This is a genomic window from Oceanobacillus sp. FSL K6-3682, assembly GCF_037976165.1.
In the GTDB taxonomy this organism is placed as follows: Bacteria; Bacillota; Bacilli; order Bacillales; family Amphibacillaceae; genus Oceanobacillus; species Oceanobacillus sojae.
In genome coordinates, this window is record NZ_CP150263.1 from 680,559 (window position 1) to 701,428 (window position 20,870).

The 20,870-nt window shown below is 38.6% G+C and carries 16 protein-coding genes and 1 riboswitch; of the genes, 7 read left to right on the forward strand and 9 right to left on the reverse strand.

The annotated features are described in order from the left end of the window. Positions 1-5 precede the first annotated feature (5 nt). From MHH51_RS03525 to MHH51_RS03535, 3 genes are read left to right on the forward strand one after another with little or no spacing between them, the layout of a single operon-like run. Entirely contained in the window at positions 6-839 is an 834-nt protein-coding gene (locus MHH51_RS03525; RefSeq protein WP_246145056.1) for a class II aldolase, read from the forward strand. A 2-nt stretch (positions 840-841) separates the two neighbouring features. Then, positions 842-2,338 carry an FGGY family carbohydrate kinase gene (locus MHH51_RS03530; protein ID WP_339284513.1) on the forward strand — a complete coding sequence of 499 codons (1,497 nt, stop codon included), beginning with the start codon at positions 842-844 and terminating at the stop codon, positions 2,336-2,338. A gap of 4 nt (positions 2,339-2,342) precedes the next feature. Continuing rightward, entirely contained in the window at positions 2,343-3,395 is a 1,053-nt protein-coding gene (locus MHH51_RS03535; RefSeq protein WP_147209336.1) for a galactitol-1-phosphate 5-dehydrogenase, read from the forward strand. A gap of 351 nt (positions 3,396-3,746) precedes the next feature. Here MHH51_RS03535 and MHH51_RS03540 read toward each other — a convergent pair whose 3' ends face one another. The 6 genes from MHH51_RS03540 to MHH51_RS03565 form a co-directional block, all read right to left on the reverse strand. Next, positions 3,747-4,571, reverse strand: a complete 825-nt coding sequence (locus MHH51_RS03540; RefSeq protein ID WP_339284515.1) for a Cof-type HAD-IIB family hydrolase — start codon at positions 4,569-4,571, stop codon at positions 3,747-3,749. A gap of 324 nt (positions 4,572-4,895) precedes the next feature. After that, positions 4,896-6,488, reverse strand: a complete 1,593-nt coding sequence (locus MHH51_RS03545) for a bifunctional UDP-sugar hydrolase/5'-nucleotidase (protein ID WP_339284517.1) — start codon at positions 6,486-6,488, stop codon at positions 4,896-4,898. Between the two features lie 104 nt (positions 6,489-6,592). Continuing rightward, positions 6,593-7,396, reverse strand: a complete 804-nt coding sequence (gene phnE, locus MHH51_RS03550) for a phosphonate ABC transporter, permease protein PhnE (protein WP_147209339.1) — start codon at positions 7,394-7,396, stop codon at positions 6,593-6,595. Next, complete coding sequence (gene phnE / locus MHH51_RS03555) at positions 7,393-8,184, reverse strand: phosphonate ABC transporter, permease protein PhnE (RefSeq protein ID WP_139344923.1); 792 nt, start codon at positions 8,182-8,184, stop codon at positions 7,393-7,395. The genes phnE (MHH51_RS03550) and phnE (MHH51_RS03555) overlap by 4 nt, the downstream gene beginning before the upstream one ends. Next, the gene (gene phnC, locus MHH51_RS03560) at positions 8,184-8,957 is read right to left on the reverse strand and encodes a phosphonate ABC transporter ATP-binding protein (protein WP_077604718.1); all 774 of its coding nucleotides are present in this window, start codon (positions 8,955-8,957) and stop codon (positions 8,184-8,186) included. Before phnC ends, phnE (MHH51_RS03555) begins: the two co-directional genes overlap by 1 nt. A 289-nt stretch (positions 8,958-9,246) precedes the next feature. Beyond that, positions 9,247-10,185: a phosphate/phosphite/phosphonate ABC transporter substrate-binding protein gene (locus MHH51_RS03565; RefSeq protein ID WP_339284519.1), complete on the reverse strand. Its 939-nt coding sequence runs from the start codon at positions 10,183-10,185 to the stop codon at positions 9,247-9,249. Between the two features lie 254 nt (positions 10,186-10,439). Between MHH51_RS03565 and MHH51_RS03570 the strand changes: the two genes are divergently transcribed. Beyond that, entirely contained in the window at positions 10,440-12,032 is a 1,593-nt protein-coding gene (locus MHH51_RS03570) for a DNA-binding protein (RefSeq protein ID WP_339284521.1), read from the forward strand. Positions 12,033-12,299: 267 nt separating this feature from the next. After that, positions 12,300-13,106: a histidinol-phosphatase gene (locus MHH51_RS03575; protein ID WP_339286246.1), complete on the forward strand. Its 807-nt coding sequence runs from the start codon at positions 12,300-12,302 to the stop codon at positions 13,104-13,106. A gap of 117 nt (positions 13,107-13,223) precedes the next feature. Here MHH51_RS03575 and galT read toward each other — a convergent pair whose 3' ends face one another. Genes galT through MHH51_RS03590 form a run of 3 tightly spaced genes read right to left on the reverse strand, consistent with a single transcriptional unit; the run spans position 13,224 to position 16,884 of the window. After that, complete coding sequence (gene galT, locus MHH51_RS03580) at positions 13,224-14,708, reverse strand: UDP-glucose--hexose-1-phosphate uridylyltransferase (protein ID WP_339284522.1); 1,485 nt, start codon at positions 14,706-14,708, stop codon at positions 13,224-13,226. Next, the gene (galE, locus tag MHH51_RS03585; RefSeq protein WP_147209345.1) at positions 14,705-15,709 is read right to left on the reverse strand and encodes a UDP-glucose 4-epimerase GalE; all 1,005 of its coding nucleotides are present in this window, start codon (positions 15,707-15,709) and stop codon (positions 14,705-14,707) included. The genes galT and galE overlap by 4 nt, the downstream gene beginning before the upstream one ends. Continuing rightward, positions 15,706-16,884 (reverse strand): galactokinase, encoded by a 1,179-nt coding sequence (locus tag MHH51_RS03590; protein ID WP_339284523.1) that lies wholly within the window; start codon positions 16,882-16,884, stop codon positions 15,706-15,708. The genes galE and MHH51_RS03590 overlap by 4 nt, the downstream gene beginning before the upstream one ends. Positions 16,885-17,263: 379 nt before the next feature. On the opposite strand from MHH51_RS03590, the gene MHH51_RS03595 reads away from it, so the two are divergent. Further along, positions 17,264-18,145 (forward strand): aldose 1-epimerase family protein, encoded by an 882-nt coding sequence (locus MHH51_RS03595; protein ID WP_339284524.1) that lies wholly within the window; start codon positions 17,264-17,266, stop codon positions 18,143-18,145. A 100-nt stretch (positions 18,146-18,245) separates the two neighbouring features. Beyond that, complete coding sequence (locus MHH51_RS03600) at positions 18,246-20,177, forward strand: fructose-1,6-bisphosphatase (protein ID WP_147209349.1); 1,932 nt, start codon at positions 18,246-18,248, stop codon at positions 20,175-20,177. 109 nt (positions 20,178-20,286) lie between these two features. Beyond that, positions 20,287-20,473: riboswitch (cobalamin riboswitch) on the forward strand. Positions 20,474-20,870: the final 397 nt, after the last annotated feature.

The window sequence follows — 20,870 nt, forward strand, 5'->3', positions numbered from 1 at the left end:
TTTATATGACATATAAAGCGATGGATGGCTTTTTAGAAGCATTAGAGGAAGGAAATTATGTTGCACCGGCAATGAACACGACCAATTTAGAGATGACAATCGCGATTGTAGAAGCAGCGGAAGAAACAGGCTTTCCGGTAATAGTTCAGATTGCCCCAACTAATGTAAAACTATCAGGTTATGACTATATTGCAGAAATTGTCAAAAAAGCTGCAGAGAAAGTATCGGTTCCAGTTACTTTACATCTGGATCATGGTATGAGTTTTGAGGATGTCAAGAAAGCTGTAGACGCTGGATTTGCTTCTGTCATGATCGATGCTTCTACTTTAGACTATGAAGAAAATATTAAACTGACAAAAGAAGTTGTGGAATATTGTCATCAACGGGGTGTTTTTGTAGAAGCTGAATTAGGAGAGCTGAGCGGGAAAGAAGACGACCATGTGGCAGAAGATGCAGCCCAAACAGATGCCTCATTATGTAAAGACTTTGTGAATCGAACCGGTATAGATTTATTGGCTGTTTCCATTGGAAATATTCATGGTATTGATCATGCTCCAGACCTGAATTTTGATCTTCTTCAAGAGATAAATGAAAAAGTAGATGTTCCATTGGTTATTCATGGCGGTTCGGGCATACCGGATGAAGCATTGGCAAAGCTGAAGGATTATGGAGTAAGAAAAGTCAATTTAGCAAGTGACTTAAGAAAAGCATTTATTACAGCTGTCGGAAAGCGTTATGAAAAGAATCCGAATGAATATAATCTGATTTCTGTATTATTAGAGGCGCAAACAGCAGTAAAGGAAACTGCTATAACTAAATTTGAGGCATTGAACCGTTAAAAATGTATATCATCAGCATCGATGCCGGTACTACAAATACAAAGGTATGCTTATATCAGCTGCCAGATTTTCAATTAGCAGAAGTAGTCAAATTTGCGACACCTCAATTGGTTAAGGGTACAGAAACAGATATAGATGCAGAGCGGCTTTGGGGGAATATTCTTAGAGCATTACAGAAATTAAGTGTTGCTGTAGAAGACACACAGCAAATAAAGCAGATTACTGTTTCAAGCTTTGGACAGGCGATTGTGCTCCAGGACAGTCAGGAGAAGGTTATTCCTCCGACCATTGCCTGGTTTGATCCAAGAACGAAAACAGAAGCTCAGGAAGCAAAAGAGATTTTAGGAGAAGAAAGACTATATGAGGTAACTGGAATCAACTCTCACTCAAATCATAGTTTAACAAAGCTGCTATGGCTGAAGCGGCATGAAAATACAGCATTTAATAGGATGCATACATGGACCTGTATGTCAGGCTTTATTGCTTCCCGCTTAACAGGTGTTTTTGCTACGGATTGGAGCTTAGCAGCCCGGACAATGTTATTTGATATAACAAAGAAAACATGGGATAACAAATTCATTGAGACCTTTGAACTGGATGTGGAAACATTTCCTCATGTTGTAGAATCAGGAGCGAGGATTGCCAATATCAAAGAATCTATTTCTAAGAAGACAGGGCTGCCCAATCATGTCACCGTCTCTATAGCAGGACACGATCATATGGCTGGCTCCATCAGTACAGGATTACAAAAGAAAACAGAGATATTAAACTCAACAGGAACAACAGAAGGGCTATTATTAATAGCAGATAATCCTAATTTATCAAATGAGTTCAGAAAATTCTTAATATCCAATGGCTGTTATGTCCTGGAATCGACGTACAGTATTTATGGGTCTATGCCGACAGCCGGGAAAAGCTTTAGCTGGATATCTAAAATATTTAATAAGGATATTACAGAGGTCGGGCGATTATGCGATGAAATCTATCAGGAATACACAGCTGATTTCCATCCTATCCTGGAAAGAATGCAAGTGTTTATTCCACATTTAAGAGGAAGCGGGCCGCCAATTCGCAGCACTTCTTCTAAAGTAATGATTTATGGGCTGACGGATCAATCAACGGATAATGATATTCTTGTTTCGATGATTGCAGGACTCTGCTTTGAATTAAAGCAGTTAAAAGGTGTCTATGAACAGTATCTGAATGCTAAAATCAACAGAATAAAAGTTATTGGTCCGGCAGTAAAAAATCCGCTTTGGCTGCAGTTGAAAGCAGATATTCTTCAAGCAGAAATCATAGCTTACGAGGAGGAAGAAGCGGTGGCCAAGGGAGCAGCTATGTTAAGTGGCTGGAAACAAGGCTTGGTGGAAACACTTCCAGAAGCGGAAATAAAAACATATACACCTAAAGCAGAAAGTGTAAAAATACTTCAGGATTTTTATCAAACATTTTATTTGCCTGTTTACAATTTAAAAAATCATTTGGAAGGTAAAGGATGATTAGATGGAAGCTTTAGCTTTTTATGGAATTGGTGATATTCGTTATGAACAAAAGGAAAGACCCAGGTTAGAAAAAGATGATGAAGTGATTATTAGGGTGAAGTATGCGGGAATCTGTGGTTCTGATTTATCCAGATATAAAAAACTCGGACCTCTGACACCAGGAAATATTTTTGGACACGAATGTTCAGGAGTTGTTGAAGAAGCAGGAAGCAGGGTGACAAATGTTCAAGTTGGTAACCGCATTGCAGTATGTCCGCAACTAAAATGCGGGGAGTGTGAAGCCTGTAAGTCTGGATTTTTTGCTGCATGTCCGAATTTATTAGTAATCGGAGCAAAAGAGCCAGGGGGGTTTGCTTCTTATACAAAGGTTCCAGCAGAAAATGTATTGAAATTACCAGACAATGTTAGTTTTCAGGAAGCAGCGTTAATAGAACCATCCTCTGTTGTCCTGCATGGACTTTTTCAGACAAAGCTTCAGCCGGGAAAAACAGTGGCAGTATATGGTTGTGGAACCATTGGTTTACTTGCTTGTCAGTGGGCTAAATTATTTGGAGCAGAAAAAGTTGTAGCTATTGATATTGATTCGGAAAAGCTCCAATTAGCCAAAGAGCTAGGAGCAGATGAAATAATAAAACCAGAAAAAAGTGTGTCCACCTATTCGAAATTAATGGAACTGACAGATGATAATGGAGTGGACTTAGCTATTGAAGCTGCTGGTTCCATTCAGACATCAGAGGAAGTATTTGCAGCTCCCAAAAAAGGTGGAGAGGTCTTATTTCTGGGAATTCCATATAGCGATATTACTTTAAAAAGATTTTATTTTGAGAGAATCGTCAGACAGGAATTAACTGTACGGGGATCATGGAATGCGGTATCTGCTCCATTCCCGGGCAGAGAGTTTACGACAACACTGCAATTTCTTAAAGAAGGAAAGCTAAGAACGAAGCCGATGATCTCTCATTACTTACCTTTAAAAGAAGGTCCAAATATATTTCAAAAAATAACCAGTGGTAAAGAGAAAGCAATGAAGGTTTTGTTTGAAGTAGGGAAGTAAGTGAAAAAATTTTATAAAAGAAAAGTAGTGGGATAGAAAAGTTAAAATTAAATTTCCGTTTCACTACTTTTTTAATTTGTAGGAATCATATCTATTTTTCATACTTACCCCACTATTAAAAGCACTATCGAACATTTACAAATTCAGTTTCTTTAAAGCAAAAAAACATATCTTTAAACTGGATTTCTAAAGGAAAGGTGATTTGATGTTTGAAGGCCTTTGCTTCTCTATATGATTTTTAATATATTATCCATCTTATGAAAGAAAAATCTGTGCTGAAGCAGCTTCTTTTTTCACTTTAAATAGACAAATCATCTCTGTTCTCCATTAGTTCAACTTATCTAGCTTCATTTAAGGTTTTTCTATAGGTGAATCGTACTTATGATTTTCAAATGATGGCTCAATAAGTTCTAAGTGCTGTAATCCATATAAAATCCCATTTTGGTCACAATCTGTTGTGATATAAGAAGCTACGTCCTTTAATTCACTGACTGCATTTCCCATGGCAACCCCGTTCCTCACTAGTGACAACATTTCTATATCATTTTTGCCATCTCCAAAAGCATAAACGTGTTCAAGGTCTATACCTGCATACTCAATAAATTTTTGAATACCTAGAGCTTTTGAAGATCCTGAAGGCAGTACATCTGCCCCAAAGTCTCCCCAGCGAACAAACGTATAATCTGTGTATTTTTCTTTATAGATAACCTCCTCTTGCTCTGTACAGAATAAATTCAACTGGTTTACTATATGCTTTCTGTAATAATTGGGATCAACTGCAGGATAGTCTAATTTTAAATGCAAAAAATTATCTTTTACAAGTGGGTGATTAGCATGTGTAATCATAAAGCCTTTTTTGTTTCCAAAACCAATTGCATGATTATATTGATTAGCATATGCAGTAATATCATCTACAAATTCGGAATCTAATGTTTCCGAATGAACCTCGAAACCGTCACATACCACCAGCTGTCCATTGAAAGCTACATAAGAGGAAATATTTAATTCTTTTTGGATATGATGAAACATGCTGGGACCTCTTCCAGTAGCTATCACAGTATAATGGCCTTTCTCCTGCAGGTACTGGATGGATTTTTTTGTGCTTTCCGGAATAATCTTATCTTCTGTCACTAATGTCCCATCAATATCAAAAAAGATGATTTTTTTATTTTTCATTTTTTTATCGCTCCTTTTAACGTAAATCATAATGTATGAAATGCATTTCATGTCAACAATTGAATTTTGCTTTAAAAGGAGAAAAACTAAATATGCTAAGGATACTATCATGTAAACTCATATAATATGGTTTATCGTCGTGTGATTGGCTGGGACTGGGGCTGAGACTGCGATTACTCTCCCCATCGAAAACCATTGCGATTACTTGCCTCATTGAAGGGCTTTTGTAAGGCTTTTACTTCAAGAAATGGAGGAAATATAGTATTAAAAATGCCGGTTGTTTCTGCAAATAGAAACAACCGGCATTTTTAATACAAAACTACTTTACTTCAATACCTTCCAATTTTGATTGGTTGTCGGAATAAACTCCTCTGTATTTTCCAGTTCCTCAATCAGCATTTCCGTTACGCCAAATGGAAATTCTTTAATAATTTTATCCTCGCCAAACATATCATAGCCGCCTGTACCACTTGCACGGTAACTGCTTGTCGCTACGCGGTATTTTTTGTTTGGATCCAGTGCTTCTCCGTTAAATGTAAGAGAAGTAATCCGTTCACCTTTTGGCTTACGTAGATTAACAGTATACTGAATTCCTTCCCACATATCATAGTTATAGCTGAGTAAACGCGGATATTTCCAAGACTCACTTATCGCAGGAAGGCCGTCTGCGTCCAATGTTAGAAAGGATGCGCTGAACTCAAGAGAGGACCGGATTTCTTCTCCGGCTGCCTCCATCACGACTAATGTATTGGCAAACGGATAGAATGCATGTATATCTCTTCTGGTAAGTGTATTGCTGAATGTCATACCCTGTGTGAGGAAAAAGGCTGTTGAGGCCATTTCCGCTCCAGTGATTTTCAAAAAGGTTTTATTGACCCATTCAATCATAGGATGTTCCTTGACCCATACATCCTTCAGCGGATCCTCAATTTGCATCGTAGACGGGTCAGATATAGTTGTTAATGTTTCATCGAGCCAATCGTCTACTTCATTTTCGATCTCTTTAATATCTGATAAAATCTTCTCATCTGCTGCGGCATCTTCAACTGGAATAAGCGATGTTTCCTGGTCTGCTATTGTATAAGGCTCTTCTTGCTGTTTCTTTTCAAGGTCCAGATCGATGCGGCCGACGAATTCTCCCTTTGTTCCAGATTGAACAACTGCTATGCCAGATTCTGTGACGGCTTGATAAATCAAATGCTGATGGCCGGTAATTAATACATCCAGATCAGGAAGGCATGCCAGTAACTCATTCCCTTGATTTTCACCATTGCTGACAGCAAGATATTGTCCGGTTACAGGATCATGCTCAAAACCGCCGTGGTAGGCAATAACGACAACATCTGCCTGCTCCTCATCCTTTAAATAGCTTATCCATTTTTTTGCAGTTTCCACCGGATCCAAAAAATCAAAACAATCAATATGGCGGTCCGGTTCCCAAACAGGAATATTCTTGGTTGTTAATCCAAGGATACCAACAGTCAGATCATCGAATTTTTTAATCATATATGGTGTACCAAAATAAGGATCTGTTGTTCCTTTTTTTACAATATTAGCGGATAACCATGGGAAGCTCGAATCGTTCACGGCTTTTTCCAGCTTCTCCCGGCCATAATTGAATTCATGATTACCGATAACAGCCGCATCATATTGAATGGTATTACAGGCAGAAATTACCGGATGAATTTGACTGTTATCCTCTTTCTCTGCAAGCATGTAATGCGAAAGCGGCGTGCCCTGCAGCATATCTCCATTATCAATGACAATTACATTTTCTTCTTCTTTTCTTACAGTATTTATGACAGAGGATACTTTGGCATAACCTTTGCCATCATAGCTTTTGTCCTGGCTGTTATATGGTGAAATTTTGCCGTGGACATCACTTGTAAATAAAATAACGATTTTTTTCTTTTTCAAAAAAATACACGCTCCTTTCGTCCTTGAATAAGGCTGGTATAAGAAGTCTCCTCCCATAAATCTACTTACGTATGATCTATGGGAGGAGGTTAATTAAATCGTTCTTAAGTAATTCTCTTTCTCAATGCACTGGAAAGCAGGTCGACGATTAATACGACTACAACAATTCCGATGAGAATGATACCAACACGGTCCCAGCTCCTGCCCTGGATGGCAAAAATTAATGCTGTACCGACTCCACCGGCACCAATGAGCCCTAATGTAGCTGCAGAACGCATATTGATTTCAAAACGATAGAGTGTTGCGGAAATAAAACCTGGCAATACTTGAGGAATGACTCCAAAAGCAAGCTGCTGCAATTTATTCCCTCCAACAGCCGCAATCGATTCAACAGGTCCCGGATCCATAGCTTCTACTTCCTCTGCATATAATTTACCCAGCATCCCCATCGCTCCAATACCAAGTGCCAGCATCCCTGCAAATGCACCAGGTCCGACTACCTTGATAAAAAGAAGGGCGAGAATGATATCCGGAAGTGTACGGAAAAAGCTCAATACCCCTTTTCCACTTTGGGAAGTGATAAAGCTTTTACTTAAATTTTTGGCTGCCCAAAGCCCGACAGGAACCGCAAGAATAATAGACAGGAAAATACCGGCAATGGCAATAGCCAAGGTTTCCAGCAGTCCCCGGATTAAATCTTCACCGTCAGGACTATATACATAGCTCCAATCCGGAGAAATAAAGCCTTTTAATATATTTTTCGTAACAGGTCCCGCTGTTTCTTGAATACCTCTGAACTCAATTCCGGAGATTGCCCAGACGTATATAGCAATCAGGCCGATAAGAATAATTGCGATTTTTCCTCTTTTCCTGGCGCGTGCTTTTTTTAGTTGATCACGTTGACTCATAGCAGTTTCTCCCTTATCTTCAAACTAATTAAATCAATGATAATAACAACGACTAAGGTGTACAGAATCAGCGCCAGAACCTGATCGTAGGCGAAAAAACCAAGTGCGCGGTCATAGAAGACCCCAATACCGCCAGCTCCGACCAAACCAAGAATTGCTGCAGCACGGATATTAATTTCAAACGTATAAAGCACATAGGAAACAAAATGCGGCAGTATTTGCGGGACAACGCCGAAAGCAATCCATTGCAGTTTATTTGCGCCTACCGCAGTCATTGATTCCAATGGTCCGTTATCAATATTTTCAATTGCTTCAAAGGATAGCTTTGCAATAATACCAATCGAAAAAATAGATAACGCGACAATCCCTGCGAGAGGAGAGAACCCGAGAATTGCTGCAAAAATAGCAGCTAAAAGCAGATCAGGAATGGTACGTAAAATGTTTAAACCAATTCGTGATAATTCCACCAGCCAACGAAGCCCAAAAATATTACGTGCACACAGGAACATAATAGGAATGGAAAAAATCATCCCGATAGTTGTTCCTAAGAGAGCCATACGGATTGTCTCCAGCATGGCTGGCGTTGTTGTTGCTATATACGACCAGGCAGGCGGAAACATTCTGACAAATAAATCAACCATATTGTCGCTGTTCTGGATAAAAGTAAGCGGATTTGCTCCAATATAAATGGCACTAATTAACACAATTGCAAACAGACCAATGAGAAAAAAGTAAAATGGCCACCTTGATGGCTTTGCTGGGAGGGGTCCATTCAGTTTTGTGTCCATCATAGGTTTTCCTCCCCGAGCAATTCATCCTCTTTCAGTGAGCGGCCGTAAATTTCTTCAAAAACCTCTGGAGTAGCTTCTTCCGGCGTGCCATCGAAGACAACCTTTCCTGCCTGAAGGCCAACTATCCTTGTGGAATATTCTTTTGCCAGGTCGACAAAATGCAGGTTGATAATTACTGTAACATCATCTTCTGTATTGATTTTCTTCAGATCATCCATTACCTGTTTGGTGGTTACTGGATCAAGTGATGCTGTCGGCTCGTCAGCCAGAATTATTTTTGCTTCCTGAGCCAGCGTACGGGCAATGGAAACACGCTGCTGCTGTCCACCGGATAGTTCACTGGATCTTGTATAGGCTTTATCCAATATATTTACTCTTTCTAACGCTTTCAGGGCCAGGTCAACATCCTTTTGCGGGAATAGATTTAAAAGTGTCCGCAAAGTATTATTGTAAGCAACACGTCCGGAGAGAACATTGCGCAGCACACTGGAACGCTTTACAAGATTGAAGCTTTGAAAAATCATTCCGATGTCTCTGCGGATCAGGCGCAGCTGCTTTTCCGATGCAGATGTGATAGATTTTTCATCTATTTTTATATCACCGGAAGAAATATCAATGAGACGGTTTATCGAGCGGAGCAGTGTAGATTTACCCGCGCCTGATAAACCGACAATCGATACAAATTCACCTTTATTAATTTTTAGATTAACGTCGTCTAATCCTTTTACACCATTCGAGTAGACTTTTGAAACGTCATTTAATTCAATCATATTTACCCAACTTTCTTATCAGAGATAGCCGCCATAGGCTGACTGTGTGCAGATTCCCATATACACAAGATGCGGGAAAATGTTAAAAAATGCTGACAAATTTTAAAAAGGATGAATAAAAAGGATTTACCCTTTTAGACATCCTTTCAGGAATGATACTATAAAGCTTTAATCAGCTTGATAATCAATTACGTTATAACTGCATGTAGAAGTTACGTCTGTTAATCATATCTTACATGAAGCTTTTTTTATAAAGCTAAAGGTTTTCTATAGGAACAGTAAGTTGTTTCTACTGTTCTTGAATACGCTCTGAATATTCACGGACGATATCAAAATTGGAATCCTGAGATTCAACATAGCCTTCGTGTGTGTAAATGTCACGAACAATTTCCCGGCCTTCTTCGGACTCACCGACGTTGATAAATGCCTGCTTGATTTTTTCTTTCCATTCCTCATCCATGTTTGTTTGGACAGCAATTGTATCGTTTGGAATAAGTTCTGTATGAGCAATAACTTTTGTATCTTCAAATACATCAGGGAAATCAGATAAAACAACATTACGCGCATCCTGGAAAATGGCCGCAGCATCTGCTTCTCCATTAAGTACTGCCGTAACAGCGGCATCGTGACCCTGAAGAGTTAGCGGTTTCACATCTGTTAAAGGATCAATTCCTTCATCCATCAAAGCAGCAGCAGGCCAAACATAACCAGCTGAAGAAGTGATGTCCTGGAACGCAATGGTTTTACCTTTCAAGTCAGCTATGCTGTCAATATCGGAATCAGATTTTGCAATAAACATAGAGTAATAAGAGTCTACAAGTTCATCTGTGTTTGTACCGTCGTCATTTACACCGTAACGCTGAGACTGCAGTATTACATCTGCTGCACCGTATTCGTCATGTGCCTGCACATATGCATTCGGCGGCAGGAATCCTACATCAATTTGCTCGGAAGCCAATGCTTCGACAACAGAGTTATAATTTGTTGAAACACTTACAGTAACATCAATATCCAGCTCATTCTCCAGTAAATCTTCTAAAGGTTTTGCTTTTGCCTCTAAAGTTTCCGCATTTTGAGAAGGAACAAATTGTACTGTCAGTGAATCGGGTACGTATGTATCGCCATCTGATGAGTTATCGCCGTCAGCCGAATCATCTGAACTACCGCATGCAGCTAAAAATAATAAGGATACGACAAACAGAAAAATGCCTGTTTTCTTCCACGTCATTGATAAAACCTCCTAGTAAAAAATATGGGTAATAGATTCGATTACCTATTATTTCGAAATTCTACATAATTATAACATGGAATATGTCAAATAATACATATAATTTTGCTAAAAAAAAGTAAATTATGACATAATGTTTGTTTTAAATGTAAAATATTAAAGTTTTGTAAAAGTAATGTTATTTTTTGACTATTTTGTTATAATAGAACATTATAGAAAGCGTTTTCAAAAATTAATTGGGAGGTATGTGTAGAATGAAGTATGCCTTGAGATGGACGATGTCAGCCTTGTCTTTTGTGTTGTTATTAACATTTGGAAGTATTGCTGCGGCAGAAGGTCCCAATGATCCAGCTCCTGTACTGAATCCTGAAGAGCCGAATGGGATGAAAGTTCTGTTTGACAATAGTCATGGTCAAACTGCAGGGCAATCTGACTGGGTAATTGATGGAGCATTTTCTGATTTTGCTGACGCATTGGTTGAAGAAGGATACGTTGTTCAGGAGCATCGAAGTACAGAACCTTTATCACTGGAAAATTTGGAAGATTTCAATGTACTTGTTATTCCAGAAGCACAAATTCCTTTTAAGACGTCTGAACAAGATGCGATTGCAGCATTTGCTGATAATGGTGGAGGTGTCTTCTTTATAGCCGATCATTATAATGCTGATCGAAATTTCAATCGCTGGGACTCGAATGAAATCATGAATGGCTGGCGGCGAGGAGCATATGAAGATCCGACAAAGGGAATGAACATCGGAGAGCAGGAAGCAATGAATGGAGTGGAGAGCACCGATTGGCTGAGTGAAGAATTCGGAGTCCGCTTCCGGTTTAATGCAATTGATAATACGATAGGAGACGACATCGTTCCTTCATCGGAGGCTTTTGGCATAACAGAAGGTATCGGTGAAGTAACTATTCATGCAGGGTCTACGCTGGCTGTAACGAATCCTGAAATTGCCAAAGGTATTGTGTATTTGCCTGAAGGTTTAACAGAAGGTGAAAATAAATGGAACAATGCTGTCGATCAGGGTGTTTATTTTGGCGGTGGAACAGATGAAGGTCCGTTTACAGCTATAGGAAAAAAAGGAGATGGAAAGTCTGCGTTTATTGGAGATTCTTCTCCAGTAGAGGACAGTACACCGAAGTATCGGAACGAAGAGCATGGAGAGACGAAGCGTACCTATGATGGATTTACGGATGCAGATAATGGTCTGTTACTGGTCAATATCGTGAATTGGCTGGCGGATCAAGAGGATTATCAGGCTTTTTCTGAGGTGGATATTCCTTTAGATGAGCCGTCTCCAATTTTAGATATGGAGACACCAGAAAATTCTTCGGAGCCTGAAAATGAACCATGGAGAAAGCCTGCGGAGGGCTACTTATGGTATGAACCGTCGACATTTGCTGATGGTGCTTTTGGATCTGAAGTGAGTCCGCCGAAAGATATCATATATAATATTGAGACACAGGAGGAAGTTCCTGTTGATGGTACGCCATTTGAAGCAACGATAACATTAACGGATATGGAACCTGGTCAAGTTATCGAAAATGCGGAAATGCAAATTTATCTTGACGGCGGGAAAGCTGTTTCACAAATACAGAATGAAGATGGAAGCTGGCCGGGCAACAGCTATGGCTACCAAAGCATTGGTATTTTAGAAGCGGATGAATCGGGAGAAGCTGAGGTCACAGTGACTATGCGGGTCGGTAATGGTGCATCAGAAGGTAACGCAAATATCCGTCTTCGTCTGGGGGCTGGAAATAATGTTTATACGAAGACAATTATGCTTGGCGCTCAGAGTGTTTCTTTAGAATACAGCGAGGTAATCTATCCGATTGCAGGTTAGTCAGACAGATAAACGGATCAGATATTCCGATTCAATAAAGAGGTAGACAGAAAATCATATAACTTACAGTTTGAAAAACGGTAATTTACGAAGAACTATCATCTGTTATGCGGATGGTAGTTTTTTGTTGTGAAATTTTTTTGAAGGCGAAGAAAAAAAGATAAAGCACACTAGTAGCTTAATTGAAATGAATATAACAAAGGAAAGTATTAATAGGATATAATTAAATGAAAAGTATGGAAAGGGAGAGCAAACTATATGACAAATATTATCTTTGATTTACATTCACATCATGACCGCTGTGGACATGCAGAAGGAAAAATAGAAGATTATATTCAAGCAGCTATCGATCGAGGGCTTCATTACATAGGCATTTCTGATCATTCTCCATATTTTTATGCAGATGAAGATCAGCTTCATCCCGGAATAGCTATGGCCAAGAGTGAACTGAACAACTATGTAAAGGAAATATTGTCACTAAAGGAAAAATATCAGGATAAAATTCATGTGCTATTAGGAATGGAAAGTGATTATTTTCCGGAGTATGAAGCGTTGTATAAAGAAAAATATAAGCAGTATCCTTTTGACTATATTATTGGCTCTGTACATTTTGTTCATGGTAAAAGTATTTTTCAAAGAGGCAGATGGGATAATTTATCGAAACAAGAACGTCTGGAGGAAAAAGAATCTTACTACCGTTTGATACAGCAATCTGCAAAGAGCGGTATGTTTCAGGTTCTGGGTCATATTGATGCAATGAAGGGATTTCTATTAGATTTTCATGATGAAAAGACACCAATTATAGATGAGACATTGAAGGTGATTGCTGATGAAGGAGTTGCCATTGAAGTAAATACATCTGGTAAAAATAAAGATTGTGGCGGCTGGTACCCATCTCATGAAATATTGGAAAGAGCCCATCATTATGGAGTAGATATTTCCTTTGGCTCAGACTCACATGTTCCTTCCAGGATTGGCGATGATTATAAAGAGGTACAAGAAACATTAAGACAAATTGGCTTTAAGGAAATGGTTTATTTCGTAAATAAGAAAAGACATACTGTATTATTATAATTTTGAAGGCAGGAATGATTAGCTTTCATGGTGAAAAGTGGACGACGCATATAAGCTTCGTCCACTTTTTACAATATTATCCCTCTTTCAACATTTCCCGGGAAATAACGACAGTATTCAACTAGGGGTATTTAATACTTTAATAAACCTTTTAAATGCTTCTTTCTCTTTAAAAACTCCTGCGTCTTCCAATACCTTTGTAAATTTCTGGCCGAGTTCCCTTTGTATAATCATACCTGCCTGTTCAAAATTTGAGCAGATACCATAATTCTGTCTAATCTGCTCTGCCCATTCTTGATGATAGGCCTCTATATTAGATGCCTCTCCACATAAAAAATGCTGGATTTCGATAAGCTCATCTTTTAAACGCGGAGGTAATACGGCAAGACCCATCACTTCAATTAAACCTATATTTTCCTTCTTAATATGATGAACATCTTTATGAGGATGAAAAATGCCCAGAGGGTGCTCGTCTGAAGTCCGGTTATTACGCAGAACAAGATCAAGCTCATAGCTGTTATCCCGCATTCTTGCAATTGGTGTAATGGTGTTATGAGGTATGTCCTCAGAAAAAGCTCGAATGCCGGCTTGTTTATCATCATAATATTTCCATGTTTGCAGGATGTGATTTGCCAGAGACAGCAGAGCTTTTTTATTTTTGCTATGCAGACGGATAACGGACAATGGCCAGTTTAAAATGGATGCAGTTACATCAGAATAACGCTGCAGATCAATAGAAAAGGCAGTCTCGGCATTTGTCATGGTAAATTCATAATTTCCCGCCTGATAATGATCATGGCTTAGAATCGAACCGCCAACAATCGGTAAATCAGCATTGGAGCCAATAAAATAATGTGGGAACTTTTCTGTGAAAGTAACAAGCCTTTCAAATGTATCCTGATTAATTTTCATATCCCGGTGCTTTTCAGATAATACGATACTATGCTCATTGTAATAAACATAGGGGGAGTATTGAAAATACCAGTTTTCATCGCCTAAAGGAACCTTCACTAAACGGTGATTAGCCCGGGCAGGATAACCGACTCTGCCCTTGTAGCCTTCATTTTCCACACATAATAAACATTTTGGATAAGAAATGGATTGCTTCATTTGCCTTTCCCGTTTTAATTGTTCAGGGTCTTTTTCCGGTTTGGACAAATTAATGGTTATATCGAGCTTGCCGTAAGCTGTTTCTGCTTTAAAGTGGATATTTTTCTTAATCCGGTTCATCTGTATATAATTACTGTTCTTACTTAAGTTGTAAAAATAATCGGTTGCTGCTTTCGGAGATGCTTCATATTTTTTATAAAAGGCTGCTTGTATTTCAGAAGGACGGGCAACGAAGCAATTCATTATATTTGCAGCAAATATCTCTTTTTCATCAAAAATGTCTTCAATCAGCTGCTGTTCTACAGCGTAGGCTAGGACTTCTTCTAATAGATTAGGGATAGTATCCTGTAACGCTTCTGGCATTTCTTCGGGTATGGATTCTAGATTTAATAAAGCAATAACCTGATTACGCACATAAATTTGATCAGCGGATTCGATTAACCCATTTTTTGTGGATTGCTGGATAAGCCCTTCGATGATGGAGTAAATCATTTTATATTTCCTCTTCCACTGTATCCATGTGGATTTGCACTATGCCAATTCCATGCATCCCGTATCATTTTTTCAATAGATGTGCGGGATGGATTCCATTCGAGTATGCTTTTTGCTTTTTCAGAGCTGGCAATAAGCATGGCAGGATCACCTGCCCGGCGTCCACTCATTTTTTCAGTGATATCGATCCCTGTGACAGATCTTGCTGCGGCAATCACTTCTTTTACTGAAAATCCTTGACTGCTCCCTAAGTTAAAGATATCGCTCTTTTCATGATTGTCTAAGTACTCCAAGGCTAGCAAATGCGCCTCGATAAGGTCCTCCACATGGATATAATCTCGGATACATGTACCATCCGCTGTTTCATAATCATCACCAAAAATAGAAATATGTTCTCTCTGCCCCAGAGCCGTTTGTAAAATAATAGGTATCAAATGTGTCTCTGGAGTATGGTCCTCACCAATCTCAGCTGTTTCTCTGGCGCCGGCAACATTAAAATAGCGAAGAGAAATATAATTTAAATCATGCGCCTGTGCTGTCCACTTCATGAGCTTCTCCATGATGAGCTTAGTTTCACCGTAGGTATTTGCAGGAAGACAGTCCATTTCTTCTGTAATTGGCATGGATGCTGCTTCACCGTAGGTTGCAGCACTGGAAGAGAAGACGATTTTTTTCACGTTATGCTCTATCATCACCTTCAATAAGATTTGTGTACCGTACACATTATTATCAAAATACTTTAGCGGATTTTCCATCGATTCTCCAACTAAGGAGTTTGCAGCAAAATGAAGGACAGCATCAATCGATTCCTTGGTAAATACTTCACGAAGAAAAGAGATATTACGTATATCTCCCTGATAAAAGATAGCCTTTGGGTGAATAGCTTCTGGATGACCGGTTTCCAAGTTATCGACAACAACAACCTGTTGTCCTTGGTCAATTAACTGATACACCGCATGAGAACCAATATAACCAGCTCCGCCTAAAACTAAAATACTCATAGGATTTCTCCTTCCATAATTTCTTTCGCTCCATCTGCAATGGAAGCTAGATAGAATGTAGCGTCATAGCCAATGATATTTTGATAGATTTGATTAACATTCAGCTTAAAATTATCAACAAAGTCCTGATGGATAATAGCAATAGCACAGCCGCCAAAACCTGCCCCTGTCATACGGGCACCGATAACACCTTCCTGCTCCCAGGCAGCATGCAAAATTGTATCCAGTTCAAGACCAGTCACTTCATAATCATTCTGCAGAGAACGATGTGATTCATTCATCAAAGCTCCAAAAGCGGTCAAATTACCTTTATGCAGCTCTTCGAAAGCCCGCAGTGTACGTGCGTTTTCATAGACAGCATGCCTGGCGCGTTTTTGATGGATTTTATTCGTAATAGCGTGTTTGTTATCTTCAAACTGTTTTGTTGATAATTCACCGAGACTCTGGATAGGGAGACTTTTTTGAAGCTCTGCTAATGCTTCTTTGCACTCAGTGAATCGTTCATTATATTTAGAACCTGCCAGGGTCCGCTGTTTATTCGTATTAATAATGATAATAATATGGTCCTGTAACGCGATAGGCGCGTACTGATAATTCAGTGTCTGACAGTCTAACAATATTGCGTTATCTTTTTTTCCCATTCCAATAGCAAATTGATCCATGATTCCGCTGTTGACACCAATGTATTTATTTTCGACTTTCTGGCCGATTTGAATCATTTCTATGCGGTTAATCTCTAAATGAAAAAGTCCTTCTAATAAAACACCGGTTGCTAATTCAATAGATGCTGAAGAGGAGAGGCCTGCACCATTGGGGATATTGCCATAAAATAAAATATCCGCACCAGAGTCTAACGCATACCCTTGATCCACTATATATTGAATCATCCCCTTAGGATAATTAGCCCAAGCATGCTTCTGTTGAAAAGAAAGCTCATCCAGTGTACATTCAATGATACCATTTTCAGAGAAATTTAATGAATAAAATCGAAATGTATTATCTGTACGTTTTCTCCCGAGAGCATACGTACCAAGTGAGATAGATGCTGGAAAAACATGCCCGCCATTGTAATCAGTATGCTCACCAATAAGATTGATACGTCCTGGAGCAAAGAATTTTCTCGGTACATCCGATGTATTAAAAGTTTTTTGGAATAGTTTTGTTAAATTTACCATCGGGACCTCCTTATTATTTAAAGTAAGCAGTTTATATCCATACATATTTTTGACGTTGTGCAATTATCAAACTTTTGCTATAAACATTCGCATTTTACGGATTTGAACACAATGGATATAAATAGCTACAAAATTCTAAAAATAAATTATGTTATTTTATTAATTTAATTAATTAAGTTTTATTTTACAATTGATTGATTAAATCTGCAAGAGGATTTTGTTAAAACAGGCTGGTGATAACTATAATGATGGAAATAAGAAATATACTCAATCAAATAATAACGTAAAGTCAGACTAGACAGCCTATATTCCGCAGATTAAGATGAAGGATAGAGATACTTTTCTATCAAGTCTTTATAATTAGAAGGGATGAAGTAAAGTGAAGCAAATAATCGAAAATGATTGGTTAAAAGTTGAAATAGACAGTAATGGCGCGGAAATACAGGCTGTAGAGCATAAGAAAAATAAAATTAATTATATGTGGACAGGAGACAGCGCATATTGGGGACGCGTGTCACCAGTACTATTTCCGATCGTCGGCCGTTTGAAAGAGGATCAATATCAGCTTGAAGGGAAAACATATGAGATGTCGCAGCACGGATTTTTAAGAGATATTGATTTTGAGCTGAGCACACACTCTGGGGAGAATGCTTCATTTGAAATGGCTTCTAATGGGCGTTTTAAAGATATCTATCCATATGAATTTAAAGCGGTTATCACCTATACGCTGAATCAGAATTCTCTTTCCGTTGATTGGAAAATTGAAAACCAAAATAGTGGAGAGATGTATTTTTCAATTGGCGCACATCCTGCTTTCCGAATTCCGCTTATAGAAAATGAAGGGTTAGAGGACTACCACTTAAAATTTACACCTGCTCCAAATAAAGAAGTCATGGAATATGAATTGGAAAATGCACTGATTCAAGAGAAAGGAGTCCGTACTAATTTGTCGGATACCCGGGTGCAACCGGAGCTGTTTGCAAAGGATGCGATGATATACAGTCATATAGATCAAATTGAACTTGTTTCTGCAAAATCAAATCATGGTATAGAGGTAGGGTTTACTGACTTTCCTTTTGTTGGAATCTGGTCTAAATATAATAAAGAAAAAAATAGCATAGCTCCATTTCTATGTATTGAACCATGGTACGGTGTTGCAGATACACATGATACAACAGGAGATTTAAAAGAAAAGTTTGGAATTAATCAATTAGAAGCAGGCGGTGTTTTTCAGAAGGCGTATACAATGATATTTAAATGATTATGATGGAGGGCGCTCTTCTGATAATTACTGCAATTCTCGTTCGAAAGTGTTATACTATTTAGAAATAATATGGCATAATTAAAGGGGGATTTGGGAATTGAATACAAAATACCTTGATTTATTAGCGGAGAAATATGATAGCGAAGAGAAGGTAGTTACAGAGATTATCAATTTAGAGTCAATTTTAGATTTGCCAAAGGGGACGGAGCATTTTGTAAGTGATTTACACGGGGAATATCAAGCTTTTCAACATGTGCTCCGGAACGGTTCCGGTAAAGTAAGAGAGAAGATAAATGATATTTTTAAAGATACCTTATCAGAGGAAGATATTAATGATTTTGCTGCGCTGGTTTATTACCCGGAAGATAAACTGAAGCTTATTAAACATCAATTTAATTCAAAGCAGGCGTTAGACGAATGGTATGCAGAGAAAATTCATCATATGATTCATTTAATTTCCTATGCTTCCTCCAAATATACACGTTCAAAGCTGCGTAAGGCATTGCCGGAGCAATTTGTCTATATTATTGAAGAGCTTTTGTATAAGACGGATGAATATACAAATAAGAAGCCATATTATGAGAAGATTGTTCAAAAAATTATCTCGCTTGGTCAGGCAGAGAAGCTGATTATTGGCTTATCCTATACAACGCAGCGTCTTGTCGTAGATCACCTGCATGTTGTTGGAGATATCTATGATCGTGGACCAGAGCCCGATAAAATTATGGAAACACTGATTGGATACCATTCGATTGATATCCAATGGGGCAATCATGATGTGCTTTGGATTGGCGCATATGCAGGCTCTAAGGTTTGTCTGGCCAATATTATTCGAATCTGTGCCCGTTATGATAATTTAGATATCATAGAGGATGCTTATGGTATTAACTTACGCCCATTACTTAACCTGGCGGAAAAGTATTATGGAGATAATCCAGCTTTCCGTCCTAAAAAACATTCAGATCAGAATATTACGGATCAGGAAAAATTACAGATTACGAAGATTCACCAAGCAATTGCCATGATCCAGTTTAAGCTGGAAAGCCCGATTATTAAACGTCGTTCTTTCTTTAATATGGAAGAAAGGCTGGTATTAGAAAAAACGGATTACGAGAAACAGGAAATCACGGTATATGGGAAGACTTATCCGCTGGAAAACACATGTTTTTCTACCATTGACCCGTCTGATCCTGCCAAGCTGTTACCAGAGGAAGAGGAAGTCATTGATAAGCTTCTGCTCTCGGTACAGCAATCAGAGAAGCTGAAAAGGCATATGAACTTCCTGATGAAAAAAGGAAGTCTGTATCTGAAATATAATGGAAACCTATTAATTCATGGCTGTATTCCTGTTGATGAAAATGGAAATATGGAGCAGATGGAGATTGAGGGAAAAGCATACAAGGGAAGAGAATTGCTGGATAAATTTGAGTCTTATTTGCGCCATGCTTTTGCACATAAAGAATTGACAGATGATTTAGCGACGGATATGGTGTGGTATTTATGGACAGGAGAATATTCTTCACTCTTCGGTAAACGGGCTATGACCACTTTTGAACGTTACTTTATTTCGGATAAGGTATCTCATAAAGAAGAAAAAAATCCATACTATTATTTACGTGAGAATGTGGAAATGTGCCGTAAGATGCTGGAAGAATTTGAACTGGACCCAAGTCAGGGGCATATTATTAATGGACATACACCAGTAAAAGAAATAGATGGCGAGAATCCAATTAAAGCAAACGGGAAAATGATTGTTATCGACGGCGGGTTCTCAAAAGCCTATCAATCTACGACAGGTATCGCCGGCTATACTTTACTATATAATTCATTTGGAATGCAGCTCGTTGCCCATCAGCATTTTAATTCAAAAGAAGATGTTGTATTAAATGGTGCTGATGTTTTATCTGTCCGGCGGGTGGTAGACAAAGAGCTGGAACGGAAAAAGGTCAGGGAAACCAATATCGGAGCTAAGCTGCAAGAAGAAATTGAAATGCTGAATCAGCTGATGGCATATCGTTATATTAATTAAATAGGGTTAAGACCAGGCATTTAGAATGCCTGGTCTTTGTGTTGAAAAGAGCCGGGATAACTTTTCCTTTGAAAAAGTATGAAACTGATATATAATAAATCTAACAAACTTATATGGAATTTATTTTGGTTCATTTACAATGCTGTAAATGATTAAAAAGGAATCAGGTGAAAATCCTGAACGGTCCGGCCACTGTAAATGGTAGGTTCACTCTATATTGCCACTGGATACTTCCGGGAAGGCGGAGTGGATGACAGCCATGAGTCAGGAGACTTGCCAAAGTAATATGCACAGCTGCCTTCTGGGAAAAGGAGATGCATACTGGTAATTCAATGAATACAAATTGAATTCTATTTGCTGCTCTCAACTTAAGACAGGTGAGGGTTTTTTTAATGTGTATAGAGCGAGAAGTGCTATGTACAGCATTTATTGCCGCTACTTACTTTGGTTTGTGCGAAACCAAAAGTTTGTTAAGCATTCGGGAGCCTTGCAATGCAGCAGGCTGAAAAAGCCTTACATGGATCGTGGGGCTGCATCGTTACGCAGAAGTAACCAGCTCGGACAGAGGTAATTACAAAGAGGTAATACCTTCCATGCTGGAAGATTCGCTCCAAAGAAGTGGTGAACCTTCCAGCTTCTAAATTAAAATTGACAAGGTTAACAGATTAATAGTACACTACAGGTAACACAAAG